Source organism: uncultured Aliiroseovarius sp. (genome assembly GCF_947492455.1).
Taxonomy (GTDB): Bacteria; Pseudomonadota; Alphaproteobacteria; order Rhodobacterales; family Rhodobacteraceae; genus Aliiroseovarius.
The window spans coordinates 18,346-42,209 of record NZ_CANLNB010000001.1 but is presented as its reverse complement, the minus strand read 5'-3'; the positions used below and the strand labels follow the sequence as shown (position 1 = coordinate 42,209).

The following is a 23,864-nucleotide window of genomic DNA, read 5'->3' as shown; positions in this document are numbered from 1 at the left end:
TGGACATTGGCCCTTAACAGGGCTTTGATGATCCCTTACCGAAGGTCATTTGAAGGGCAAAGGAAAACGCAGCGTCATGGCCGAGCGCGAGTTGAAAACCGAGCATTTGCAGGACGACGCGGGTGGGATTGCCCGCGCGGCTGAACTGTTGCGCGCAGGCGGTTTGGTGTCCTTCCCGACCGAGACGGTTTACGGCCTTGGGGCGAATGCGGCGGACGACCGGGCGGTGGCGCGGATTTTCGAAGCCAAAGGCCGTCCACATTTCAATCCGCTGATCGTACATCTGCCCTCCGTCGACGCGGTTTCCGAGTATGCCGAGCTAACCGGCATCGCCCATGATCTGGCGATGGCCTTCTGGCCGGGGCCATTGACGCTGGTTCTGCCGTTGAAACCGAACGGGCCGCTATCCGCGTTGGTGTCTGCCGGGCTGCCGACCGTTGCAATCCGCGTGCCCGCACATCCACTGGCACAACAGCTTCTCGCGGCTGCGGGCGTGCCCGTCGCCGCGCCCTCGGCCAATCCATCCGGGCGCATCAGCCCCTCGACCGCGCAGCATGTGCTGGACGGGCTGTCGGGCCGGATCGAGGCCGTGTTGGACGGAGGCCCCTGTGGCGTCGGGTTGGAAAGCACGATTGTCGGGCTGGACCCGGAACCCACATTGCTACGCCCCGGCGGCCTGCCGGTCGAAGCGCTGGAGGCTGCGCTGGGTGGGCAGCTTGCGACCCGCGGTCAGGATGAGGCCATCAACGCGCCGGGTCAGCTGCAATCGCACTATGCGCCGAATGCGCGGATGCGGCTGAACGCGGACACTGTTGCGCCGGGTGAACGTCTGTTGGGATTTGGCCATGTAGATGCAGAACTGAACCTGTCGCCCTCGGGTGATCTGGTCGAGGCTGCGGCGAACCTGTTTGGCTATCTGCACAAACTGGATGCAGAGGGCGACGCCCCCATCGCAGTCTCCCCAATTCCTGATAACGGGTTGGGACGTGCGATCAACGACCGTTTGCGCCGGGCGGCTGCGCCCAGAGATTAAGCGCGGCTAAGCGTGACCGCCCTCGGCTGACAATAGAAGTGGATCAATGCCGAGTTGGGCTAAGGCCGCAGACCACTTGCTGTCATCATCTGCCGCAAAGACAATCGCTTTCTCTGCATCACAGGTCAGCCACGCGTTTTGCTGGATCTCATCCTCGATCTGCCCGGGCGACCATCCGGCATAGCCCAGTGCGGCCAAGGCCTCTTCCGGGCCTTCACCATGCGCCATCGCCTCAAGAATGTCGCGCGTCGCGGTCATCGAAAACACGTCATCCACTTTCAGGGTCGAATCGTCGTTGTTGTATTCGCCCGAGTGCAGGACAAACCCGCGCCCGCCTTCCACGGGGCCGCCGAAAAACACTTTGCCCGCCTTAGTGATCGAGCTTGCGTCGATGTCCAGTTGCGCCAGTACATCGCCCAAAGACAGCTCGGCAGATGGCTTGTTCACGATCAAACCCATGGCGCCTTCCGGCGAATGGGCGCACATGAAGACCACTGATTTCTCGAACCGTGGATCCCCCATGCCAGGCATCGCAATCAATAGCTTTCCGCTGAGGTTCATTTCGGTGTTATCGGTGTCGCTCATACCAATAGAAAAGCGATCCGGCCCACGCTTTGCAAGGGCTGGTCACAACTTATCCAGCATTTGTGATTTTACATGTGGGATTTGGCACCTATGTATTTAGGCATGAAGATAAAACACGCCCTTCTTTCTGCCTGCCTTGGGGCCCTGTCACTGATAACCCCGGCGGCGGCCCAAGCGGACATGCCGCCTAGGCTTGAAGACGTGGCACAGATCGACGTTCTGCCCGGCTGGCGTGACGAGTCGGGCAACCACATGGCCGCGCTGCGGGTGCGGTTGGCGGATGGCTGGAAAACCTATTGGCGCAGCCCCGGCGAGGCCGGGATCCCCCCAAGCCTTGATTGGCGCGGGTCGGGCAATCTGGCGGGCGTAACATTCCACTGGCCGGTGCCTCAGGTGTTCGAAACCTCGGGGATGCAGACCATTGGGTATTCGCATGAGTTGATTCTACCGATGAGCTTGACGCCAAGACAGACCGGCGAACCCATCATTCTGACCGGTAAGGTGAACCTTGGCGTGTGTAAGGATGTGTGCATGCCGATGGACGCCGAGATCTCGGTCACACTGCCTGCGGAAGCCACCAAGGCTGCGCGCCCGATCAAGCGAGCGCTGGCCGAGCGGCCTGACACGGCTGCCGAGGCCGGGTTGCGCAAAGCCATCTGTCAGGTCGAGCCGATCAAGGACGGGCTACGCCTGACCGCGCAGATCGACATGCCGCGCGTTGGCCGGGGCGAGGTCGTCGTGGTGGAAACCGCAGACCCGTCACTTTGGGTGAATACCCTGTCGACGCAGCGCGACGGTCGCGTTCTGACCACGGTGGCCGATCTTGTGCCAACCTCGGGCAAGCCGTTTTTGCTGAATCGCTCGGACGTGCGCCTGACGGTGCTGGCAGCCGGGCGTGGGGTTGATATTCGCGGCTGTACGGGCGGCTAACACCTGTTAGCGCCTGAAACCGTCCGCGGATGTCGCCAAACGGCCCTTCTGTGCCGTCTTTCCCATTGCGCCCATCCCGCACGCTTTCTATAGAAAACCCAACGAAGCCCATAGGGCCAGAGAGGTTGGCTGTCGACGATCGACCCAGATAGGGGATCAGACGCAGCGTCGTTGAAGGAAAGAGGCAGCCTCTTTGCGTCCGCTATATGCGTGAAAGGATGCCGCATGACCCGTTTTGCTCTTGTTGTTCTTGGCCTTCTGGCCGGCCCGGCCATTGCCCACCCCAGCCATATCGGAGACGTCGCAGGACATGACCACATCGGGGCGATTATCCTGATTGGTCTGGCAGCAGCCATTGGCCTGTGGGCGGCGCTGAAGGGTCAGAAGAACGATGAAGCCAAGGCTGACGACGCCGAAGCAGACGAGACTGACGAACAGCCGCAGGAGGCATAACCCGTGTCGAAAATTGGTGTGATGATCTGCGGGCATGGCTCGCGTAGCCAGGACGCTGTGGATCAGTTCGCAGTCCTAGCTGAAAAGCTTCCTGCTTATTTCCCGGACGACTGGGTGACCGACTATGGCTATCTGGAGTTCGCCAACCCGGTGATCCGCGACGGTCTGGACCGCCTGCGGGAAGCAGGCTGTGACCGCATTCTGGCTGTGCCGGGCATGCTGTTTGCCGCGATGCACACCAAGAACGACATCCCGACGGTTCTGAACTCCTATGCTGAAAAGCACGGAATCGACGTGACCTATGGCCGCGAACTGGGCGTGGATCCCAAGATGATCGCCGCCGCAGGTGCGCGTATTCAGGAAGCCGTCGACGCAGCCAATGCCGAAAAAGGCGAGGTGCCGCTGGAAGAAACCTGCCTTGTGGTCATCGGCCGTGGCGCCTCGGACCCCGACGCCAACGGCAACGTCGCCAAAGTGGCGCGTCTGCTGCAAGAAGGCATAGGCTTTGGGTGGCTGGAAGTGGGCTATTCCGGCGTGACCTTCCCGCTGGTTGAACCCTGCCTGAACCACGTGACCAAGCTGGGCTATAAGCGCGTCATCGTCTTCCCGTATTTCCTGTTCTCGGGCATTCTGATCGACCGGATTTATGGCTTCACCGACAAGGTGGCCGCCGAAAACCCGGACATCCATTTCGTCAAAGCCGGATACCTGAACGATCACCCAAAAGTGCTGGAAACCTTTGCCGAGCGCGTGACCGAGCAGCTGGGCGATGTGCGCCCGCCGAACTGCGGCACCTGTGGCTATCGCACGCAGGTTCTGGCGATGGACGGCGGCGAGGCCAAGACCATCCCGGTGGAAGAGCGCGAAAAGCATCCCGCGTTTGCAGACGTTCCGCCGCCCACCTGCGTGATGTGCAAATACCGTGTGGAAGTTCTGGGCTTTGAGGCTGAAGTCGGCGCCATTCAGGAAAGCCACCACCACCATGTGGAAGGCCAGGGGGCATCGGCGCCCGGCTCGAACGTTGCGGATTGCAAGCTGTGCGACACGTTCTGCACCGGCGAATGCCGCCTGTATATGGGGCATCACCATCATCACCACGATCACGATCATGACCACAGCCACGACCATGATCACGGGCATCACCATCACCACCACGATCACGGCCATGACCATCATCACCACCATGATCATGACCACGTGCACGCCGAATACCCCCATGCGAAACACCCGCATGGCCCAGAATCGGCACGCTCGAAATGAGCACGGGCCGTCCCCCTCTGCGCTATGAACGCGACCCGATCGCGATCTATGCCGAAAGCTTCGCGACCCTGCGCCGCGAAGCCCGGCTAGAGCGGTTCCCGGGCGGCATGGCGGCTTTGGCGACCCGCGTGATTCACGCTTGTGGCATGGTCGAGGTCGCGGACCGTCTTGCGTTCTCGGAAAGCGCGTATCAGGTCGGCCACGAAGCACTGAAATCCGGCGCGCCGATCTTTTGCGACTGCGAGATGGTGGGCGCAGGGATCATCCGCCGCTATCTGCCCGCCGAGAACGAGGTGATCGTCACCCTGAACGACCCGCGCACGCCCCCGCTGGCGAAAGAGATCGGCAACACGCGCTCCGCTGCGGCGGTCGAGCTGTGGGCGGACAAGTTGGAAGGCGCAGTCGTCGCCGTGGGCAATGCGCCCACCGCATTGTTCCACCTGCTGGAGTTGATTGACGCAGGCGGGCCGAAACCCGCCGTGATCCTTGGCTTCCCTGTGGGCTTTGTGGGCGCTGCCGAAAGCAAGGCGGAACTGGCCAATGACTCGCGTGGCTGCGAATTCGTTGCCCTGCGCGGACGGCGTGGCGGCTCGGCGATTGCATCCGCTGCTGTGAACGCCTTGGCTGCTGGATTGCCGGAGGAAAAGAAGTGACCCCGTTTTCTTCCCAAGAAAACGGACAAGTTTCTTCGAAGAAACTTGGTGTCTGGAGCGAATGACATGACCCAACCTTGGCTGCATATCATCGGCATCGGCGAAGACGGTGTAGACGGGCTGGCGCCTGCGACCCGCGCGGTTCTGGATGCGGCCGAGGTCATCGTGGGCGGCAAGCGCCATCACGAGATGCTGGACACCGAGGCCGAGCGCCTTGCGTGGCCCTCGCCCTTCAACAGCTTGATTTCCGAACTGGAAGCGCGGCGCGGCAAGCGTGTGGCCGTGCTGGCGACGGGGGATCCTTTGTGGTTCTCGGTCGGGGCCAAGATTGGCCGTCATTTCGATCCGTCCCAGATCGTGTTTCACCCGCAGGTCGGAGCGTTCCAACTCGCTGCCGCGCGCATGGGCTGGTCTATGGCGGATCTGGAAACCCTGACCGTACATGGCCGCCCGGTCGAGCAGATGATTGCCTTCATCCAACCCGACGCGCGGTTGTTGGTGCTGACCACGGGGTCCGAGACCCCCGGCCAGATCGCCGCCTTCCTGACCGAACGCGGTTTTGGCAAATCCCGCATGACGGTGCTGGCCCATATGGGCGGCGACAAGGAAGCGCGGTTTGATGGGCTGGCGGAAAGCTGGGACCACGACGTGCCCGAGTTCAACACGCTGGCGGTTGAGTGTGTTGCGGCCCCCGATGCCGCCCTTCTGCCGCGCGTGCCGGGGCTGGCGGACGAGCTGTTCCAATCCGACGGCACCATGACCAAGCAAGAGGTCCGCGCGGTCACTCTGGCCAAGCTGATGCCGATGCGCGGCGCGCTTTTGTGGGACATTGGCACCGGCTGTGGTTCTGTCGCGGTCGAATGGATGCGTGGCGCACGCTATGCCCGCGCGATTGGGATTGAGCCGAAGCCTGAACGTCGCGCTATGGCGGCTGCGAACGCGCTGGCGCTGGGCGTGCCGCGCCTGGAACTGATCGACGGCATGGTCCCCGCCGCACTGGACGGTCTGGAAGCCCCCGATGCTGTGTTCATCGGCGGTGGTCTGACCGAAGAAACCTTCGACGCCGCATGGGCCGCTTTGCGCCCTCTGGGCCGTCTGGTCGCCAACGCCGTCACCATCGAAAGCGAAATGTGTCTGACTGCGCTGCACAAAAAACATGGTGGACAGCTGGTGAAACTGTCCGTGGAACGCGCAGAAGCGCTGGGGGCGCTCTCTGGCTGGAAACCTCTGCGCCCCGTCACCCAATGGAGCCTGATTAAACGATGAACGGAACCCTTTACGGGATCGGCCTTGGCCCGGGAGACCCCGAGCTGATGACGCTGAAGGCTGCGCGCCTGATTGCTGCGGCCAAGGTTGTGGCCTACCCGGCGCTCGAACGTGGCGACAGCTTCGCGCGGTCCATCGCCGCCGACCTGATCGCGGAAGACGCCGATGAGATCCGCATCCCCGTCCCGATGAGCGTCGAACGCGCGCCTGCCCAAGCCGCCTACGACGCGGGTGCGGCGCAGATCGCCGAACGTCTGGAAGCGGGCGACGATGTGGTTGTCCTGTGCGAGGGCGATCCGTTCTTCTATGGCTCGTTCATGTATCTGTTTGCCCGCCTGTCGGATCGGTTCAACTGCGACATCATCCCGGGCGTGACCTCGATCACGACGGTTGCCGCGCGTGCGCAGCGCCCGCTGGTCGCGCGCAACGAACGCCTGACCGTTCTGCCCGGCCCGCTGGACGAGGCCGAGCTTCGGTCGCGGATCGAAGGCGCAGAGTCGGTGGCGATCATGAAAGTCGGCCGCCACCTGCCCAAAATCCGTGGCGTAATTGACGACCTCGGCCTGACTGCGAAAGCCACCTATGTGGAGCGCGCCAGCCTGCCGGAAGAGGTCGTGCTGCCCCTGTCTGAAGCCCCTGAAAAGGCCCCCTATTTCTCGATGATCCTGCTTGCGAAAGGAACCGACCCATGGCTGTAACGCCTGTTGTAATTTGCTTGAATGCTTCAGGCGAACCTCTGGCCCATAAGGTCGCTGCCCTGTTGGGCGCGCAGGTGCATGGCCGCGAAGGCCGCGTGGAAAAAGCCGATGCGTTCTTCCCCAACGCGCTGGATCACGTGCGGATGCTGTTTGCTGCTGGTACGCCGATTGTGGGCGTGTGTGCGGCAGGCATCCTGATCCGTGCCGTGGCGCCGATCCTTGCCAACAAACTGGCTGAACCGCCCGTCGTGGCCGTGGCTGATGATGGCTCGGCCGTGCTGCCGTTGCTGGGTGGTCACCGTGGGGCCAACCGTCTGGCGTCGCAAATCGCAGCCGACATTGGTGCTACCGCTGCCGTCACCACCGCTGGTGACGTGTCGATGGGTGTGGCGCTGGACGAGCCGCCGGTGGGCTATCGTCTGGCAAACCAGAAAGATGCCAAGGAGGCGATGGCGGAGCTGCTGTCGGGCGCTGGCGTGTCCATCGTGGGCGAGAACATTTTTGATATCGAAGACGCCGGCGGCGCGGTCGAGCTGGTCGTCTCGGAAGCGCCTGTCGAGACCGGCCCGACCCGTCTGGCCTATCATCCGCAACGTTTCGCGCTGGGTGTCGGCTGTGCGCGCAACGCAGACCCCGAAGAGCTGTGGCAGAACGTGTCCGAGCAACTGGCTGCTGCCAATATCGCGCCCGAGGCCATTGCCTGCGTGACCTCGCTGGACCTGAAAGCTGACGAGCGTGCGATGAACGATCTGGCGCGTCGTCTGGGCGTGCCCTTCCGCGTGTTTACCGCCGAAGAATTGGAAGCCGAAACCGCGCGTCTGGCGAACCCCTCGGACGTGGTGTTCGAAGAAGTGGGCTGTCACGGTGTGTCCGAAGGCGCGGCGCTGGCTGCCGCTGGTCCCGACGCCGAACTGGTCGTCGAAAAGGTTAAAACCGCCAACACCACCTGCGCCATCGCCCGCGCGCCCGAGCCGATCACCGAGATGCGCGGCCGTACCCGCGGCAAGCTCTCGATCGTCTCGATCGGGCCGGGCCAACACACATGGCGCACGCCGGAAGCCAGCCATCTGCTGCAAGAAGCCGAAGAACTGGTAGGCTATGGCCTGTATATCGACCTGATTGGTCCGCTGGCCACTGGCAAAACCCGGTCGGACTTCCCGCTGGGTGGCGAGGAAGATCGCTGCCGATACGCGCTGGAACAGGCCGGCAAGGGCAAGAACGTCGCGCTGGTTTGCTCGGGTGATGCGGGCATCTATGCGATGGGTGCGCTGGTGTACGAACTCCTCGACCGTACCGCCGAGGAAAAAGGCGTCAGCGATGCAGCGCGTCGGGTCGAAGTGGTGTCCACCCCCGGCGTGTCCGCGCTGCAGGGTGCAGCCGCCCGTGCAGGCGCCCCGTTGGGCCACGACTTCTGCGCAATTTCTCTATCGGACCTGCTGACCCATCGCGAGGATATCGTGAAGCGTCTGCATGCCGCGGCCGAGGGTGATTTCGTGATCGCCTTCTACAACCCGGTGTCGATGAAGCGTCGCACCCTGCTGGCCGAGGCACGCGACATTCTGCTGAAGCACCGCCCGGCAGATACGCCCGTGATGCTGGCCTCGAACCTGGGTCGCCCGACCGAAAACATCCGCTATCGCCGTCTGGACGAGCTGCAGGTGGACGAGGTCGATATGCTGACCGTGGTGCTGGTGGGCTCGTCGAACTCGCGTCTGGCGCAACTGGGCGAAGGCCCGCGTATGTTTACCCCGCGCGGCTATGCCCGCCGCATTGATGGAGATCTGTCATGACCGTCTATTTCATTGGTGCCGGCCCCGGCGATCCCGAGCTTCTGACCCTGAAAGCGCAGCGCATCATCGGCGAATGCCCGGTGTGTCTGTACGCAGGCTCTCTGGTCCCGCCGCAGGTTGTCGCCTGTGCCCCTGAAGGGGCCAAGGTCATGGACACCGCGCCCATGACGCTGGACGACACCCATGCCGAGATCAAGGCAGCCCACGAACGCGGCGAAGACGTGGCGCGTGTGCATTCCGGCGACCCGTCGCTGTACGGCGCAATCGCGGAACAGATCCGTCGCTTGAACGCAGATGGCATCGACTATCAGGTCATTCCGGGCGTGCCCGCCTATGCCGCCGCCGCGGCTGCTCTGGGGCAGGAGCTGACCATCCCAGAAATCGCGCAATCCATCGTTCTGACGCGGATGTCGATGCAGTCGACCTCGATGCCGGAAGGCGAAACGTTGGAGAACTTCGCCAAGACCGGCGCGACGCTGGCCATCCACCTTGCCGTGCGCAACATGCGTGAAATCGAGCGTGTGCTGACGCCGTACTATGGCGAGGATTGCCCGGTGGTCGTCGCCTATCGCGTCGGCTGGCCGGACGAGATGTTCATCCGTGGCACCATCGCCGACATCCGCAAGAAAGTTCGCGCCGAAAAGATCACTCGCACCGCGTTGATCCTTGTCGGTCCTGCGCTGGACCGTGGCCGGGACTTCAAGGATTCCGCGCTCTATGATCCCGAGAAGCCCCACGTGCTGCGCCCTGTGGTGGGGGTTGATCTGGTCGAGGATCACAACACCTGATCTAAATGTACTGATCTAAATACGGGGGCGGGACGTATACTCTATGTCCCACACATGAGGCTTTCATGAGCACGTCCCGCCCCGCCATCCTTCTGTTTCGCAATGATCTGCGCCTGTCAGATCATGCAGCCCTGACCGCCGCCTGTGCGGATGGTCGTCCCGTTATCTGCCTCTATGTGAATGATCCCCTCCCCGCCGACCCCATGGGCGCGGCGCAGCAGTGGTGGTTGCACCATTCCTTAACCGCCTTGTCGGCGCAGATCGAGTTGCTGGGCGGGCAGTTGGTGTTGCGCTCGGGCCCGACACAGACGGTGCTGTCGCAGGTGATCGCAGCGACAGGCGCGGACGAGGTGCACTGGTCGCGGCGCTATACCCCCAACGCGGTTGCTGCCGACACCGTCCTGAAGACGCAACTGAAGGCGCGGGGCATACGGGCTGAAAGCCACGCAGGGCGGTATTTGTTCGAGCCGTGGCAGGTTGCCACCAAATCTGGCACCCCCTTCCGTGTCTTCACCCCGTTTTGGCGGGCGTGTCTGGCCCAGTTGGATCAGGTCTCGCCTGCCTTGCCGATCCCCTCGGGCCTGACATTCCATCGCCACCTGCAAAGCGAAGACCTGCCCGATTGGGGATTGCTGCCAGCGCGCCCCAACTGGGCCGCGGGCTTTGGACCCCATTGGACACCCGGCGAGGCCGGGGCGTTTTCGCGGTTGGACCAATTCCTGTCTGCGCGGGCGCAAGGCTATGCCGAGGGGCGGGACTTCCCGGCCGAGGCGCGCGTCTCGAACCTGTCCCCGCATCTGCAAATGGGTGAAATCACACCGCGCCAGATCTTGGCTAGTCTGCGCCGTGCCGAGGTGACCGGAGACGTCAGCGACCGCGACGCAACGAAGTTTCTGGCCGAGGTCGGCTGGCGCGAGTTCGCAGCCTATTTGCTTTATCACACCCCCAGCCTGCCCGAGGTCGAGTTCCAACCGAAATTCGTGCCCTTCCCGTGGCGGGATGCGCCGGATGATCTGGCCGCGTGGCAACGTGGGCAGACCGGATATCCCATCGTGGATGCCGGCGTGCGCGAGCTTTGGCAGACAGGTACGATGCACAACCGGGTGCGGATGATCGTGGCGTCGTTCCTGACCAAGCACCTGCGCATCGATTGGCGCGCGGGGCTGGCGTGGTTCCGCGACACGTTGCTGGACGCGGATGTGGCGTCGAATGCGGCCAGTTGGCAGTGGGTGGCGGGCTGCGGGGCGGATGCTGCGCCCTATTTCCGCATCTTCAATCCCATCACACAGGCCACGAAATTTGACCCGACCGGCGCATATATCCGCCAATGGGTGCCAGAGCTGTCAGCCCTTCCGGACCGCTATCTTGGCGCGCCGTGGCAGGCACCCGAGGCTGTGCTGCTTGGGGCGGGCATACGCTTGGGGACGACCTATCCCCACCCGATCGTGGACCATGCCAGCGCCCGCGCGGCGGCGCTTGATGCTTTCGGCGGGCTCTAGTCAGGGGTGCGAATGTCACCCAAGGTTAACACTCCGTTTACTTGACCGAGACATATCTTGTGCCATGATAGTCATCTGCGTTGGGAGGGATTGAGACGTGGAATATCTGCCGAAAGAGGTGCGTGAGGGACTGGAGGCCGCGCGCAAGAAAGACCTCAAGAAAAAGAGCCGTTTGCGCATTCGCGTGAATGAAGAGGTGTTCCCGGTGCTCACGTTTTGGGAGACCGGGTTTGCCTTGGACGCCGAACGTGCCCCGCATCTGCGCGGGCTGGTGGACCTGTATGACGGGTCGCGGCATCTGTATCAGTGCCTGATCGTGGCCTCGGAAGAGGAAGAGGGCCAAATGAAATACGAATTCAAACGCAAGGCCGAAGCGCATGACGCCGTGCCGCGGGATTATGCCCGTGAAGACAATGCGCCGGTTGCCCTGATCGAGGGGCAGTAAGGACGAAAGCAAACAAAAGGCCCGCGCGGATCAGTTCTGCGCGGGCCTTTTGTGTTTTTTACTGCAAGTCTGCGAAAGCGCGCTGCATGCGCTCGATGGCGTCTTCTACCCGCGCGCCTTGGGTGGCCAGATTGAAGCGCTGGAACCCTTCGCCGCCGGTGCCGAAAGACGGGCCGGGGCTGACCGCGATTTTGGCATCATCACGGATACGGGCGATCACCTCGTCATGGGACATGCCGGTGCCCGAGAAATCGACCCACGCCAGATAGGTCGCTTCAAGTGGCATGGAGTGCAGGCCGGGGATCGCGTTGATCGCTTCGTCGAACATTTTCCGGTTGCGATCCAGATGCGCGATCTGGGCGTCCACCCATTCCGCTCCCTCGGGTGAATAGGCCGCGGTGATCATCGAGACAGCCAGCATGCCCGGGGCATAGTCCATCTGATAGAGCATCCCGCGCATATCGTTGCGCAGATCATCGTCAGGGATGATCATGTTGCCCGTTCGCTGGCCCGCGATGTTGAAGGTCTTTGAAGCCGCCGTCAGCGTGATCAGGCGCGAGGTTGCCTCGGGTGCGGCGACGGCGGTCGGTACGAATTTATTGCCCGGATAGACCAGATCCTGATGGATCTCGTCCGACACCAGCAGCAGGTCATTCTTCTCGGCGAACGCAGCGACGGCTTTCAGCTCGGCTTCGGTCCATACCCGGCCCGAGGGATTCTGCGGCGAACACCACAAGATCATCTTCTCGTTACCGGTCAGGCGTGATTGCGCGTCTTCCAGATCAAGTTCATAGCGGTCGCCAACGCGCTTCAGTGGGCATTCGACCACCTTGCGCCCGTTCTTGCCGATCTTCAGAGCGAACTCGTGGTAGACGGGGGTGAAGATCACGATGCCATCGCCGGGCTCGGTCCATGTTTGCAGGCAGAGGGCAATCGCGTTGCCCAGACCTTGGCTGGACAGAACCCAATTCGGGTTCACGTCCCAATTGTGACGGGTGCGCATCCACCAGGCGACGGCCTCTTTATACGCGTCATATTCCCAAGAGTAGCCGAAGACGCCATGATCGATGGCTTTGCGCGCAGCCTCGATCACGCAGGGCGCGGTTTCGTAATCGCTGTCTGCCGTCCACATCGCCAGCCCGTCTTCCGGCGAAACGCCAAACAGCTGCTCCATCTTGTCCCATTTTGAGGAGTGGGTGCCGCGGCGCTCGGTCATCTTGTCGAAATTCATAGTGTCTCCTTCGGGATGGCGTTTGAGGGCACGTTAGCGGCTTTGGCGGCGGGTGCAAGCCAGCCATTGCACCAAACGGGCGCATGTCCTACATGCAGCATATGACCATCAAACCGATCCTTATTCACCCCGACCCGCGCCTGAAAAAGGTGGCCGATGCCGTGCCGGACCTGTCCGATGACTTGCGGACGTTGGCCGATGACATGTTGGAAACCATGTATGACGCGCCGGGCATCGGGTTGGCCGCCCCGCAGATCGGCGTTTTGAAGCGCCTGATTGTGCTGGATTGCGTGCGGGACGAAGACGAACCCCACGATCCCCTGATCATGTTTAACCCCGAGATCATACAGTCCTCGGACGATCTGAACGTGTACGAGGAAGGCTGCCTGTCGATCCCGGATCAGTTCGCCGAGGTCACCCGCCCGAAAGAGGTTCGGGTGCAGTGGCTGGACCGCGATGGCAACCTGCAGGAGCGCGATTTTGATGGCCTCTGGGCGACCTGTGTGCAGCACGAGATCGACCACTTGAATGGCAAGCTGTTCATTGATTACCTGAAGCCGCTGAAGCGCCAGATGATCACCCGCAAGATGCAAAAATTGAAGCGCGAGCTGGCCCGGTCGTGACCCACCGCCCCTATGTGAAATACCCGCATAAATGCCTGCGTACGGCAGCCGATCCGGTCGAGGCCGTGACCGACGAAATCCGCGCCATCTGGGACGAGATGATCTTTGCGATGGATGCGATGCCCGGTGTGGGGCTCGCCGCGCCTCAGCTGGGGATCATGCTGCGCTTGGCGGTTGTGGATGCATCCGACGAACGCGGACAGGCCGTGCGCATGGCGAACCCGGAAATCCTGCATGCCTCGACCCAGTCGCGTGAACATGAAGAGGCCAGCCCGAACCTGCCTGGCGTCTCTGCCGTGATCAGCCGCCCGCGCGCTGTGACCGTACGCTTCCTGAACAAAGCGGGAGAGGTCGAGGAGCGCGATTTCGTGAACATCTGGGCCACATCCGTGCAGCACCAGATCGACCACCTGAACGGTAAGATGTACGTGGATCACCTGTCGAAGGTGAAGCGCGACATGTTGGTGAAAAAGGCAAGGAAACTGGCGCGATGAGACTTGTCTTCATGGGCTCGCCTGACTTTTCGGTTCCAGTGCTCGAGGCTCTGGTCGAGGCTGGGCATGACATCGCCGCAGTTTACTGCCAGCCGCCCCGTCCGGCGGGTCGCGGCAAGAAAGACCGCCCCGGTCCGGTCCATGCGCGGGCCTTGGAGTTGGGGCTGGAGGTGCGCCACCCGGTGTCCCTGAAGGGCGCGGACGAGCAAGCTGCCTTCGCGGACCTGAACGTAGATGCCGCCGTCGTCGTCGCCTATGGTCTGATCCTGCCGCAAGCCATTCTGGATGCCCCCAAACAGGGTTGCCTGAACATCCACGCCTCGCTTCTGCCGCGCTGGCGCGGGGCCGCGCCTATTCACCGCGCGATCATGGCGGGCGACACCGAGACGGGCATTTGCATCATGCAGATGGAGGCCGGTCTGGACACTGGTCCCGTATTGCTGCGCGAAGCCACGCCGATCGGGGCCGAGGAAACCACCGCGCTTCTGCATGACCGTTTGGCGGCCATGGGGTCGCGGATGATCGTTGACGTTCTGGCGCGGTTGGATGATCTGACCCCTGCGGTGCAGCCGGACGAGGGCGTGACCTATGCCGCCAAGATCGATAAGGCCGAGGCGCGTGTCGATTGGACCAAACCTGCCGCCGAAGTGGATCGCCTGATCCGTGGCCTGTCCCCGTTCCCCGGTGCGAAATGCGATATGGCGGGCGAGCAGGTGAAGCTTCTGGCCTCGCGTCTGGGCGATGGAAATGGGGCGCCGGGTCAGGTTCTGGGCGGTCTGGCCATTGCCTGCGGTGACGGTGCGGTCGAGGTGCTGCGCGCCCAACGCCCCGGCAAACGCGCGATGGAGGCCGAAGACTTCCTGCGCGGTTTTGACATGCCCGATCAGATCGGTTGAGCCTTTCAATTTACGCGTTCTGACCCCATATTGACCCTATGCCGTTCATTCTTTTGATCATCATCGGTGCTGCTGCGGGCTTTCTGGCCACGCGCATCATGGATGTGCGCACTGATGTGCCCACCACGATTGCCATTGGTGTTGGGGGTGCGCTGATCAGCGGTCTGTTGATGCGGTTTCTTTTGACCATCGGCAGCATCGCCTTTGGAGCAATCGGGGCCGTTCTGGGCGCCATTCTGTTGATCTGGCTGTGGCAGAGGTATTCGGGTCGCAGCTAATACGCGGTTCACCCTAGTACAGCAAAATTTGATCGGGACTGTGGCTTCAGTTTCCGGGGGGGGCTAGCCCTTAAATGGGGCCATTCCCGCCCGCGCCAACTCATCCGCACGCTCATTTTCCGGATGGCCCGCATGGCCCTTGACCCATTCCCACGTTACGTGATGACGCGCTTGCGCTTCGTCCAAACGCTGCCACAGCTCGGCGTTTTTCACGGGTTTCTTGGCCGAGGTCTTCCACCCGTTGCGCTTCCAGCCGTGGATCCAGCCGGTCACGCCGTTCTTCACATAGGTGCTGTCGGTCACGACGGTAATCGCGCAGGGCTTGCCCAAGGTCTCAAGCGCCATGATGGCGGCCATAAGCTCCATCTGGTTGTTGGTGGTCAGCGCCTCGCCGCCCTTCAGTTCGCGTTCCTTGACGACGGTATCGCCGTCCTTGGCCTGCAAAAGCGTGCCCCAGCCGCCAGGGCCGGGATTGCCGGAACAGGCGCCATCGGTATAGGCGAAGAATTCAGCCATGAGTGTGTTCCTTTCGCCTTAGCTGCGCGCGTGCAGGACAATCCAATCGGACGAACGGCCATCCAACCCGGTGCCGCTGCCCAGAATGCGGGTGATGAGTGTAAAGCCCGCCGAGGTCAACAGCTCTTCCAGCTCATCCTGTTGGTAATAGGTGTAGTACCGCCCCAGATCGTCGCGCGCATCGCCTGAGCCGAGCTTGACGCCGATATGCAGAACGCCCTGTGGTTTCAACGCCTTGTGTAGTCTGCCCAGCATTCCGGGCATCTGGGCGCGGGGCAGGTGGAGCAGGCTGAAATTGGCGAAGATCCCGTCATAGAGTGCTTGCCCGTCGATCTGGTGAAACAGCGCCTGTCGCGCAGGAACGCCATGATCGCGCGCGCGTTTCACCATCGCGTCGGAGCCATCCGTCGCATCCACCGTTAGGCCGCGATTGATCATCTGCTTGGCGGTCAGGCCGGGACCGCAGCCAAGGTCGAGAACGTGCGCTTTCTGGGGTAGTTCCGCGATGAAATCGTCCAGCCCCGGCGTGTCCTTGACCGCTACCCGCGCCTCGTATTCAGCGGCTTGGGCGTCATAAACGTCAAGGGTCTGGCGATCTTCGGACATGCCGTGTCAGGCAGGTACGCGCAGCACGCGCGGGACTTTGAACTCGATGTTTTCTTGCGCGGTTTCGACCAATTCGACGGTCACGTCATAGCGGTCGCGGAAGGCGTCTATCACCTCGTCCACCAGCACCTGCGGGGCGGAGGCCCCCGCGGTCAGGCCAACGGTGCGGATGCCTTCAAGCGACCGCCAGTCGATCTCGGACGCGCGCTGGACCAGCATGGAATAGTCGCAGCCATTTGCGCGGGCGACCTCGACCAGACGGCGGGAATTCGAGCTGTTGGGCGCGCCGATCACCAAAAGCGCGTCGGATTGCGGCGCCACCGCTTTGACCGCGTGTTGGCGGTTGGTGGTGGCATAGCAGATGTCTTCCTTGTGCGGGCCGACGATGGCGGGGAAGCGGTCGCGTAGCGCGGCGACGATCCCGGCGGTGTCGTCCACGGACAGGGTGGTCTGGGTGATATACGCCAGTTGTTCGGGGTCGCGGGGGGTCAGCGTGGCGACATCCTCGGCGGTTTCGACCAGCAGCACTTCGCCCTCGGGCAATTGGCCCATCGTGCCGACGGTTTCCGGGTGGCCTTCATGGCCAATCATCACCATCTGAAGACCGTTCTCGTGGTGACGTTCGGCCTCGATATGGACTTTCGAGACCAGCGGGCAGGTGGCGTCGACATAGACCATCTCGCGGCGCGAGGCCTCGGCCGGGACGGATTTCGCAACACCGTGCGCCGAAAAGATCACCGGGCGGTCATCGGGGCATTCGTCCAGTTCTTCGACAAACACGGCACCCTTGGCCCGCAGCCCGTCCACAACGAATTTGTTATGCACGATTTCATGGCGGACATAGATCGGCGCCCCCCATTTCTCGATCGCCATTTCGACGATCTTGATGGCGCGATCCACGCCTGCGCAAAAGCCGTTGGGGGCTGCAAGATATAAGGTCAGGGCGGGTTTGGTCATGGCGTCCTCCGATCTGGGTCAGAGGTAAGGGTTTTCACGCGGGTCGTCCAGAGCCGCACCCCAAAAGGAAACAGGCCGGAGCGTGTACCCCGGCCTGTCTGTTTCAATCACTCGCGGTCTTCGGGACCGTCAAATTCGCGCGGTGGGCGGCCAATCACATCTTTGAGCTCTTCCAGCTCGATGAAGTTGTCGGCCTGGCGGCGCAGTTCATCGGCAATCATCGGCGGTTGGCTGCGGATGGTCGAAACCACCGATACGCGCACGCCTTTGCGTTGCAGCGCGGCCACCAGCGGGCGGAAATCGCCGTCGCCCGAGAACAGAACCGCGTGGTCGATATGGTCGGACAACTCAAGCGCATCGACGGTCAGTTCGATGTCCATGTTGCCTTTGACTTTCCGGCGGCCCATGGAATCGGTGTATTCCTTGGCCGGCTTCGTCACCATCGAGAAGCCGTTATAGTGCAGCCAGTCCACCAGCGGACGAATGGGCGAGTATTCGTCGTTTTCCAGAAGGGCAGTGTAGTAGAACGCGCGCAGCAGTTTGCCACGGCGCATGAATTCTTGTCTGAGCAGCTTGTAATCGATGTCAAACCCCAGCGACTTAGCCGCCGCATAAAGGTTAGAGCCATCGATAAAGAGTGCGAGTCGCTCGTCGCGGTAGAACATTAATTATTCCTTTCCAATTAACTTCGCCGAGCAATTCCGTGAGTGGTAGGATAAAAATCACTTAACGAAGAAACATGTGTCGTAATCTAGGGAACACACGCGGTGCCGCAAGCTAAAAATCATCAAAATGCCCATACTAAAGCATTAGTACTGTTAGGAAGTAACATTACATTCGCGCTCGAAGATTCGGCGAAGCTGGTGCGCGATGCGCTGAATTGTCTTTCTGAGCGTGGAGTTAGAATCACCTCCTTAAGTCGCTATTATAGCACAGCTTGCTTTCCGGCGGGTGCTGGACCGGATTTTATCAATGTTGCCGCGGCGTTGGAGGTGGATGAGCCAGCCGAGGTCCTGTTGCAGAAATTGCATGATGTGGAAGACGAATTTGGCCGCGAGCGGCCCTCGCGCTGGGCGCAGCGCACGCTGGACATTGACCTGATCGCCTATGGGGATTGCGTCCTGCCCGACCGCGAGACCTTTGAACACTGGATGAACCTGCCGCTGGAAGAACAGATGAAGCAGGCGCCTGATCAACTGATTTTACCCCATCCGCGGGTGCAGGATCGCGGGTTTGCGTTGATTCCTCTGGCGGATGTCGCGCCGGACTGGTGCCATCCCATTTTAGGTAAAACCATCAAAGAGATGGCGGACGCCCTGTCTGAGGATGCAAAAAACGAGGTTTCGCCCTTTGAAATGGGCTGATAAACGGCGTTTTAGCTTGTCATTACCCGTTCAGAGGCATAGACAGGCGTTTCACATCCCCTTGCAAGGAATGGACTGATATGGCCCGTGTGACGGTTGAAGATTGCGTAGATAAAGTGCCGAACCGGTTTGATCTGGTAATGCTGGCATCGCATCGCGCGCGTGAAATTTCGGCAGGTGCCGAGATTACTGTGGATCGCGACAACGACAAGAACCCCGTTGTGGCTCTGCGCGAGATTGCGGACGAAACCCAGACAGCGGACGAACTGCGCGAGCGCATGATCGAAGACCACCAGACTCAGATCGAGGTGGACGAGCCCGAAGAAGACAGCATGGCGCTGTTGATGGGTGCTGAAGCCGCAGACAAGCCTGCTGACGACGATATGTCGGAAGAAAAGCTGCTGCGCGCGCTGATGGAAGCGCAAGGCCAAGGCTGATCGGAAGCGAACGGAGGCGTCACGAGTGACGAGCTGGAAAGACGAGCTTGTTGATCTCGATATCGACGGTCTGATCGAACGCATTTCGACGTACAATCCCAAGTCCAACTCGGACCTGCTTATGGCCGCCTATGAATATGGCGGCCAAATGCATTTCGGGCAGTATCGCCATTCGGGCGACCCCTATTACATGCATCCCTTCGCCGTGGCCGAGATCCTGGCGGATATGCAGCTGGACGATGCGACCATCGTTACCGCGTTTCTGCACGACACGATTGAAGACACCGGGTCGACCTATGGCGAGGTATCCGAGCTGTTCGGCAAAGAAATCGCCGAACTGGTGGACGGCGTCACCAAGCTGACCAACCTGCAGCTCTCCTCGTCCGAGACCAAGCAGGCGGAAAACTTCCGCAAGCTCTTTATGGCTATGTCCAAGGACATGCGCGTCATTCTGGTGAAGCTCGCCGACCGTCTGCACAACATGCGCACGATCAAGGCGATGCGCCCGGACAAGCAGATCCAGAAATCGCGCGAGACGATGGACATCTACGCGCCGCTTGCTGGCCGCATGGGCATGCAGTGGATGCGGGAAGAGCTGGAGGATCTGGCCTTCCACGTGCTGAACCCCGAGGGGCGCAGCTCGATCATGCGACGGTTCCTGCGGCTTCAGAAGGAAAGCGGCGATGTGATCGAAAAGATCACCGGCGATATCCGGCTGGAACTGGATAAGGCAGGGATCGAGGCCATCGTGCTGGGCCGCGCGAAGAAGCCGTACTCGATCTGGCGTAAGATGGAAGAGAAAGGGCAAAGCTTCTCGCGTCTGTCCGACACCTATGGCTTCCGGGTGATTACCGAAAGCGACACGGATTGCTATCGCGTGTTGGGCGCAATTCACCGGCGCTGGCGTGCTGTGCCCGGACGTTTCAAGGATTACATCAGCCAACCCAAATCAAACGGCTATCGCTCGATCCACACCACGGTGTCGGGACGCGATGGCAAACGGGTCGAGGTCCAGATCCGCTCGCGCGAGATGCACGAGGTGGCAGAAACCGGCGTGGCCGCGCACTGGTCGTATCGCGATGGGATCCGGGTGGAGAACCCGTTTGCGGTGGACCCTGCCAAGTGGATTGCCTCGCTGACGGAACGGTTCGAAACGGCTGATGACCACGACGAATTCCTCGAGCATGTGAAGCTTGAGATGTATCAGGACCAAGTGTTCTGCTTCACCCCCAAGGGCGAGGTCGTCAAACTGCCACGCGGCGCGACGCCCTTGGATTTCGCCTATGCGATCCACACAAGGATTGGCGACAGCTGTGTGGGCGCCAAGGTCGACGGCATCCGTGTGCCCCTGTGGACGCGCGTGAAAAACGGCCAGTCGGTCGAGATCATGACCGCCGAGGGCCAAAGCCCGCAGGCCACCTGGATCGACATCGTTGTGACGGGCCGCGCCAAGGCCGCCATTCGCAAGAAGCTGCGCAACGATGACCGCGAACGCTATGTCCGTTTGGGCCGTGAACTGGCCCGTCTTGCCTTTGAACATGTCGGGCGCAAGGTCACGGATAAGGCGCTGGCGACCGCCGCCAAGCAATTGCGGCTGAAGGACACGGACGAACTGCTGGCGCGTCTGGGATCGGCCGAGCTTCAGGCGCGTGACGTGGTGGGCATCCTCTATCCCGAGGCTGAGCAATCCGGCGATGAGGTCGATCTTGATGCCTCGGTGATCGGTCTGGAAGCCGGGCAGGATTTCGCCCCGGCCCAGTGTTGCCAGCCGGTGCCCGGCGAACGGATTGTGGGTATTTCCTATCGCGGCAAGGGCGTGATGGTGCACACAATCGACTGCGACGCTTTGGCAGAGCTGGACGACGATAGCTCGCGCTGGGTGGATCTGCACTGGCATTCGGGCAAGCACCCGGCCATCCACGTGGTTAGCATTGAATTGACGATCGCGAATGACGCGGGCGTATTGGGCCGCATCTGCACCTTGATTGGGGAGCAGAAGGCCAATATCTCGGATCTGAAATTCGTGGATCGGAAACCGGATTTTTACCGATTGATTGTTGATGTTCAGCTACGCGATGTCGAACATCTGCACACCATTATGCTGGCGCTTGAAGCCGACAGCGACGTGGCGGCCGTGCATCGGCATCGGGATCTGAGCCGCAAACCATAACCCACCCGGCCGGGCAGGCGGAAGGAAGCACACGTGTTTAAACGAAATCCGCGATCGTATCTGCGAATCGTAGCGGAATTCTTTTATCCGCGTGGCGGCTGGTACCGCGCGGCACAGTACGTGGGCCATCGTTTGCGGCGCCTGCCGGATCCAGCGCATCGGATATCGCGCGGGATTGCGGTGGGCGTATTTGCGTCCTTCACGCCATTCTATGGTCTGCACTTCCTGACCGCCGCCATTCTGTCGTGGCTGATACGCGGGAACGTTCTGGCCTCGCTTCTGGCGACCTTTGTGGGGAACCCGCTGACCTTCCCCCTGATCGCCGAGCTGTCGGTCAATCTGGGGCATGCGATGCTGGGGCACGAGGTGACGGTCCACCTGCCTGAAATCGTTGCCAGTTTTGCCTCGGCCACCAATGACATCTGGTCGAACCTGAAGGCGATCTTTACCGATGACGTGGCGGATTGGTCGAAGTTAAACCGCTTCTATGATCGCGTATTTTGGCCCTATCTGGTGGGCTGTCTTATTCCCGGCATCATTGCGGGCATTGCTGCCTATGTGTTGGCGAACCCGGTAATCCACGCCTATCAGCGCCGCCGGATCAACAAGCTGAAGTCACGCTATGAAAAACGGATGGCCGAACGGTTTTCCGAGGGTGGCGGCCCCGACAAAAACAAGTAACACTTCCCCAAACGGAACCGGTGTAGGAGCGCGAACATGACCCAGACCGCAGGCAAGCTTCGGCTTGGCGTGAACATTGACCACGTGGCGACCGTGCGCAACGCACGTGGCTCGGCCTATCCTGATCCGGTGCGCGCCGCGAAGCTGGCGGAAGAGTCCGGGGCCGATGGCATCACCGCGCATTTGCGGGAAGATCGCCGCCATATCCGGGACGAAGACATTGACGGGCTGATGGCCGCTTTGACGACGCCGTTGAACTTCGAATGTGCCGCGACCGAGGAAATGCAGGCGATTGCCCTGCGCCACAAACCCCACGCGGTATGCCTGGTGCCCGAAAAGCGCGAAGAGCTGACGACCGAAGGCGGTTTGGACGTCGCCCGCAATGACAACCGTTTGGGCGATTACATCCTGCCCTTGCGCGATGCCGGCTGCCGCGTGTCGATGTTCATTGATGCGGATGCCGAGCAGATCAAGGCCTCGGCCCGGATTGGTGCGGCTGTGGTCGAACTCCACACTGGCGCCTATTGCGATTTCCATGCGGAAGGCGAATTCGACAAGCGTGACGCCGAACTGGAGCGCCTGCGCGAGGGTGCGGCGTTTGCCCATTCGCTGGGGCTTGAGGTGCACGCGGGTCACGGTCTGACCTATGACACCGTCGCCCCCATCGCCGCTATGCCCGAGGTGGTCGAGTTGAACATCGGCCACTTCCTGATCGGTGAATCGATCTTCCGTGGCATGCCCGACGCCATCGCCGAAATGCGTCGCCTAATGGATGAGGCCCGAGGATGAACGGAACACTGAACTGGAAGCGCTATGCAGGCGTTTATATTCTCAGCATGATCGGCCTGATGATCTTGGGTCTGCTGCTTGAGCGGCTGCTTGGCTTTTCGCTGCCGTCGGGACTGTCCACCGTTTTGCCCCCGATGATGGCCGCGATGATCGAAGGCCAGAAACGCGCCGATGCCGGGTTGGCACAGTATGAAAACGTCGAGGCGTGGTCCGCCGCGTCTTCGGCCACAATGGTCGTCGGTGTCATCACCGTGGCCGTGCTGGCCGGACTGCTGATCCTGATGCCTCCTATGCGGCAGATGTTCTCGTCGATCTCGATGATGACCTTGGTGTTGGTGTTTGCCGCGATCATGGGCGTTACGCTTTTGGTCAATCGGTTCTTCCTGACACTGGGATACAAGAACCAGCGCAAAGCCTTGGACAAGAAAGCCTCTAAATGATTCTAGGCATCGGCACGGACCTTGCGAATATCGAGCGTATTCAGGGTACGTTGGATCGGTTTGGCGACCGCTTCCGAAACCGCGTCTTCACCGAACGCGAGCTGGCCAAGGCCGCGCGGCGCAAGGATGAAGCGGGTACGCTGGCCAAACGCTGGGCCGCGAAAGAGGCATGTTCCAAGGCGCTGGGCACCGGACTGACCATGGGCATCAGCTGGCGGGACATGGCTGTGTCGAACCTGCGCACCGGCCAGCCAGTGATGGAGGTCACGGGCTGGGCCAAGGACCGTTTGGACGAAATGACCCCCGCCGGACATCAGGCCGTGATCCACGTCACGCTGACCGACGATCACCCTTGGGCGCAGGCATTTGTGGTGATCGAGGCGCGCGCCGTCTAGCCACCGGTAGGGTGGGCTGCAAATTGGCCATTTCTGGTCGATGAACCGGTTTTCCGTGCTATGCCTGATGGTATTGCTAAGATGTATTGCCCGATGAAGAAAGTCCAAACATGAAACGTCTGATCACGTATTTTCTTACCGCTCTTTTTATTGCCGCGCCCGCGTTTGCACAGTCTATCTCGGAATGCGATTGGCGGGTTTCGGCCGCTAATCTTGCCGAGCCTTGGGATGAAAACACGCGTACCTATAGCAATGGAAAGGTGCGTCTTGCCGTCATCGACACCATCGAGCCCGCCGCCGGTGCCTTTCACCTTCTGATCCTATCGCCGCCCTATTCCGAAGTCGGAGATCGCCAGTGTCGCATTATCTCGAAGAACGACACGATTGGGTTCTCGGGGATTTATCTGTCGAAGATCGAGGCCAGCTATGATCCCGCGCGCGGGCTGCTGTTCACGCTGCCAGCCGGGCGGTACGACCCGGACACGGGCGGCAGCATTTGGCACCCGCTGTCGATCACGCTGAATCAGGCGACGGGCGAGATCACGGCTCTTTTCTGGAGGTGAGTGCGGTGAATAAGGCGCGCCCCG

At 61.3% G+C, this 23,864-nt stretch carries 29 protein-coding genes; 23 read left to right on the top strand and 6 right to left on the bottom strand.

Translation table 11 applies throughout. The features are described 5' to 3' along the window. Window positions 1–76 precede the first annotated feature (76 nt). The gene (locus Q0677_RS00255; protein WP_298904681.1) at window positions 77–1,033 is read left to right on the top strand and encodes an L-threonylcarbamoyladenylate synthase; all 957 of its coding nucleotides are present in this window, start codon (window positions 77–79) and stop codon (window positions 1,031–1,033) included. 6 nt (window positions 1,034–1,039) lie between these two features. Here the strand turns inward: Q0677_RS00255 and Q0677_RS00250 are convergent, their stop codons facing one another. Further along, window positions 1,040–1,618 (bottom strand): YqgE/AlgH family protein, encoded by a 579-nt coding sequence (locus Q0677_RS00250; protein ID WP_298904679.1) that lies wholly within the window; start codon window positions 1,616–1,618, stop codon window positions 1,040–1,042. Window positions 1,619–1,720: 102 nt separating this feature from the next. Between Q0677_RS00250 and Q0677_RS00245 the strand changes: the two genes are divergently transcribed. From Q0677_RS00245 to Q0677_RS00200, 10 genes are all read left to right on the top strand, one after another. After that, window positions 1,721–2,548 carry a protein-disulfide reductase DsbD domain-containing protein gene (locus Q0677_RS00245; protein ID WP_298904677.1) on the top strand — a complete coding sequence of 276 codons (828 nt, stop codon included), beginning with the start codon at window positions 1,721–1,723 and terminating at the stop codon, window positions 2,546–2,548. A 225-nt stretch (window positions 2,549–2,773) separates the two neighbouring features. Then, the gene (locus tag Q0677_RS00240; RefSeq protein WP_298904675.1) at window positions 2,774–3,001 is read left to right on the top strand and encodes a DUF6732 family protein; all 228 of its coding nucleotides are present in this window, start codon (window positions 2,774–2,776) and stop codon (window positions 2,999–3,001) included. Window positions 3,002–3,022: 21 nt separating this feature from the next. Further along, window positions 3,023–4,261 carry a sirohydrochlorin chelatase gene (locus Q0677_RS00235; protein ID WP_298905752.1) on the top strand — a complete coding sequence of 413 codons (1,239 nt, stop codon included), beginning with the start codon at window positions 3,023–3,025 and terminating at the stop codon, window positions 4,259–4,261. Beyond that, a complete protein-coding gene (locus Q0677_RS00230) occupies window positions 4,258–4,914 on the top strand; it encodes a precorrin-8X methylmutase (RefSeq protein WP_298904672.1) in 657 nt (218 codons plus the stop codon). The genes Q0677_RS00235 and Q0677_RS00230 overlap by 4 nt, the downstream gene beginning before the upstream one ends. A 66-nt stretch (window positions 4,915–4,980) precedes the next feature. After that, entirely contained in the window at window positions 4,981–6,180 is a 1,200-nt protein-coding gene (gene cbiE, locus Q0677_RS00225) for a precorrin-6y C5,15-methyltransferase (decarboxylating) subunit CbiE (RefSeq protein WP_298904669.1), read from the top strand. Next, complete coding sequence (gene cobI, locus Q0677_RS00220) at window positions 6,177–6,878, top strand: precorrin-2 C(20)-methyltransferase (protein ID WP_298904666.1); 702 nt, start codon at window positions 6,177–6,179, stop codon at window positions 6,876–6,878. The genes cbiE and cobI overlap by 4 nt, the downstream gene beginning before the upstream one ends. Further along, window positions 6,869–8,668, top strand: coding sequence for a precorrin-3B C(17)-methyltransferase (gene cobJ / locus Q0677_RS00215; RefSeq protein WP_298904663.1), 1,800 nt, complete (start codon window positions 6,869–6,871; stop codon window positions 8,666–8,668). Before cobI ends, cobJ begins: the two co-directional genes overlap by 10 nt. After that, window positions 8,665–9,456, top strand: coding sequence for a precorrin-4 C(11)-methyltransferase (gene cobM / locus Q0677_RS00210; RefSeq protein WP_282182332.1), 792 nt, complete (start codon window positions 8,665–8,667; stop codon window positions 9,454–9,456). The genes cobJ and cobM overlap by 4 nt, the downstream gene beginning before the upstream one ends. Window positions 9,457–9,521: 65 nt before the next feature. After that, window positions 9,522–10,955: a deoxyribodipyrimidine photo-lyase gene (locus tag Q0677_RS00205; RefSeq protein ID WP_298904658.1), complete on the top strand. Its 1,434-nt coding sequence runs from the start codon at window positions 9,522–9,524 to the stop codon at window positions 10,953–10,955. Between the two features lie 97 nt (window positions 10,956–11,052). After that, window positions 11,053–11,400: a hypothetical protein gene (locus Q0677_RS00200; RefSeq protein WP_298904656.1), complete on the top strand. Its 348-nt coding sequence runs from the start codon at window positions 11,053–11,055 to the stop codon at window positions 11,398–11,400. Between the two features lie 58 nt (window positions 11,401–11,458). On the opposite strand, the gene Q0677_RS00195 is transcribed toward Q0677_RS00200, so the two are convergent. After that, window positions 11,459–12,631: a MalY/PatB family protein gene (locus Q0677_RS00195; RefSeq protein WP_298904653.1), complete on the bottom strand. Its 1,173-nt coding sequence runs from the start codon at window positions 12,629–12,631 to the stop codon at window positions 11,459–11,461. 101 nt (window positions 12,632–12,732) lie between these two features. On the opposite strand from Q0677_RS00195, the gene def (Q0677_RS00190) reads away from it, so the two are divergent. From def (Q0677_RS00190) to Q0677_RS00175, 4 genes are read left to right on the top strand one after another with little or no spacing between them, the layout of a single operon-like run. Then, complete coding sequence (gene def / locus Q0677_RS00190) at window positions 12,733–13,254, top strand: peptide deformylase (RefSeq protein ID WP_298904650.1); 522 nt, start codon at window positions 12,733–12,735, stop codon at window positions 13,252–13,254. Further along, on the top strand, window positions 13,251–13,748 hold the full coding sequence (gene def, locus Q0677_RS00185; protein ID WP_298904647.1) for a peptide deformylase: 498 nt from the start codon (window positions 13,251–13,253) through the stop codon (window positions 13,746–13,748). The genes def (Q0677_RS00190) and def (Q0677_RS00185) overlap by 4 nt, the downstream gene beginning before the upstream one ends. Further along, the gene (gene fmt, locus Q0677_RS00180) at window positions 13,745–14,644 is read left to right on the top strand and encodes a methionyl-tRNA formyltransferase (RefSeq protein WP_298904644.1); all 900 of its coding nucleotides are present in this window, start codon (window positions 13,745–13,747) and stop codon (window positions 14,642–14,644) included. The genes def (Q0677_RS00185) and fmt overlap by 4 nt, the downstream gene beginning before the upstream one ends. Window positions 14,645–14,682: 38 nt before the next feature. Continuing rightward, window positions 14,683–14,922, top strand: a complete 240-nt coding sequence (locus Q0677_RS00175) for a GlsB/YeaQ/YmgE family stress response membrane protein (protein ID WP_298904641.1) — start codon at window positions 14,683–14,685, stop codon at window positions 14,920–14,922. Between the two features lie 63 nt (window positions 14,923–14,985). Here Q0677_RS00175 and rnhA read toward each other — a convergent pair whose 3' ends face one another. From rnhA to Q0677_RS00155, 4 genes are all read right to left on the bottom strand, one after another. Further along, window positions 14,986–15,438, bottom strand: a complete 453-nt coding sequence (rnhA, locus tag Q0677_RS00170; protein WP_133486640.1) for a ribonuclease HI — start codon at window positions 15,436–15,438, stop codon at window positions 14,986–14,988. Between the two features lie 18 nt (window positions 15,439–15,456). Continuing rightward, the gene (locus tag Q0677_RS00165) at window positions 15,457–16,044 is read right to left on the bottom strand and encodes a class I SAM-dependent methyltransferase (RefSeq protein ID WP_298904635.1); all 588 of its coding nucleotides are present in this window, start codon (window positions 16,042–16,044) and stop codon (window positions 15,457–15,459) included. Between the two features lie 6 nt (window positions 16,045–16,050). Further along, the gene (ispH, locus tag Q0677_RS00160) at window positions 16,051–17,001 is read right to left on the bottom strand and encodes a 4-hydroxy-3-methylbut-2-enyl diphosphate reductase (RefSeq protein ID WP_298904632.1); all 951 of its coding nucleotides are present in this window, start codon (window positions 16,999–17,001) and stop codon (window positions 16,051–16,053) included. Window positions 17,002–17,108: 107 nt separating this feature from the next. Further along, window positions 17,109–17,666: an NYN domain-containing protein gene (locus Q0677_RS00155; RefSeq protein WP_298904629.1), complete on the bottom strand. Its 558-nt coding sequence runs from the start codon at window positions 17,664–17,666 to the stop codon at window positions 17,109–17,111. A gap of 102 nt (window positions 17,667–17,768) precedes the next feature. Between Q0677_RS00155 and folK the strand changes: the two genes are divergently transcribed. From folK to Q0677_RS00115, 8 genes are all read left to right on the top strand, one after another. Then, the gene (gene folK, locus Q0677_RS00150) at window positions 17,769–18,365 is read left to right on the top strand and encodes a 2-amino-4-hydroxy-6-hydroxymethyldihydropteridine diphosphokinase (protein WP_298904626.1); all 597 of its coding nucleotides are present in this window, start codon (window positions 17,769–17,771) and stop codon (window positions 18,363–18,365) included. A gap of 80 nt (window positions 18,366–18,445) precedes the next feature. Beyond that, window positions 18,446–18,802 carry a DNA-directed RNA polymerase subunit omega gene (gene rpoZ, locus Q0677_RS00145; protein ID WP_163040754.1) on the top strand — a complete coding sequence of 119 codons (357 nt, stop codon included), beginning with the start codon at window positions 18,446–18,448 and terminating at the stop codon, window positions 18,800–18,802. A 61-nt stretch (window positions 18,803–18,863) separates the two neighbouring features. Continuing rightward, a complete protein-coding gene (locus tag Q0677_RS00140; RefSeq protein WP_298905749.1) occupies window positions 18,864–20,972 on the top strand; it encodes a bifunctional (p)ppGpp synthetase/guanosine-3',5'-bis(diphosphate) 3'-pyrophosphohydrolase in 2,109 nt (702 codons plus the stop codon). Window positions 20,973–21,005: 33 nt separating this feature from the next. Next, on the top strand, window positions 21,006–21,653 hold the full coding sequence (locus Q0677_RS00135) for a DUF2062 domain-containing protein (RefSeq protein WP_298904621.1): 648 nt from the start codon (window positions 21,006–21,008) through the stop codon (window positions 21,651–21,653). Window positions 21,654–21,689: 36 nt separating this feature from the next. Beyond that, window positions 21,690–22,442, top strand: a complete 753-nt coding sequence (locus Q0677_RS00130; RefSeq protein ID WP_298904619.1) for a pyridoxine 5'-phosphate synthase — start codon at window positions 21,690–21,692, stop codon at window positions 22,440–22,442. Then, the gene (locus tag Q0677_RS00125; RefSeq protein ID WP_298904618.1) at window positions 22,439–22,882 is read left to right on the top strand and encodes an ABZJ_00895 family protein; all 444 of its coding nucleotides are present in this window, start codon (window positions 22,439–22,441) and stop codon (window positions 22,880–22,882) included. Before Q0677_RS00130 ends, Q0677_RS00125 begins: the two co-directional genes overlap by 4 nt. After that, on the top strand, window positions 22,879–23,277 hold the full coding sequence (gene acpS, locus Q0677_RS00120; RefSeq protein ID WP_133486622.1) for a holo-ACP synthase: 399 nt from the start codon (window positions 22,879–22,881) through the stop codon (window positions 23,275–23,277). Before Q0677_RS00125 ends, acpS begins: the two co-directional genes overlap by 4 nt. A gap of 110 nt (window positions 23,278–23,387) precedes the next feature. Then, window positions 23,388–23,840 (top strand): hypothetical protein, encoded by a 453-nt coding sequence (locus Q0677_RS00115; protein WP_298904612.1) that lies wholly within the window; start codon window positions 23,388–23,390, stop codon window positions 23,838–23,840. Window positions 23,841–23,864: the final 24 nt, after the last annotated feature.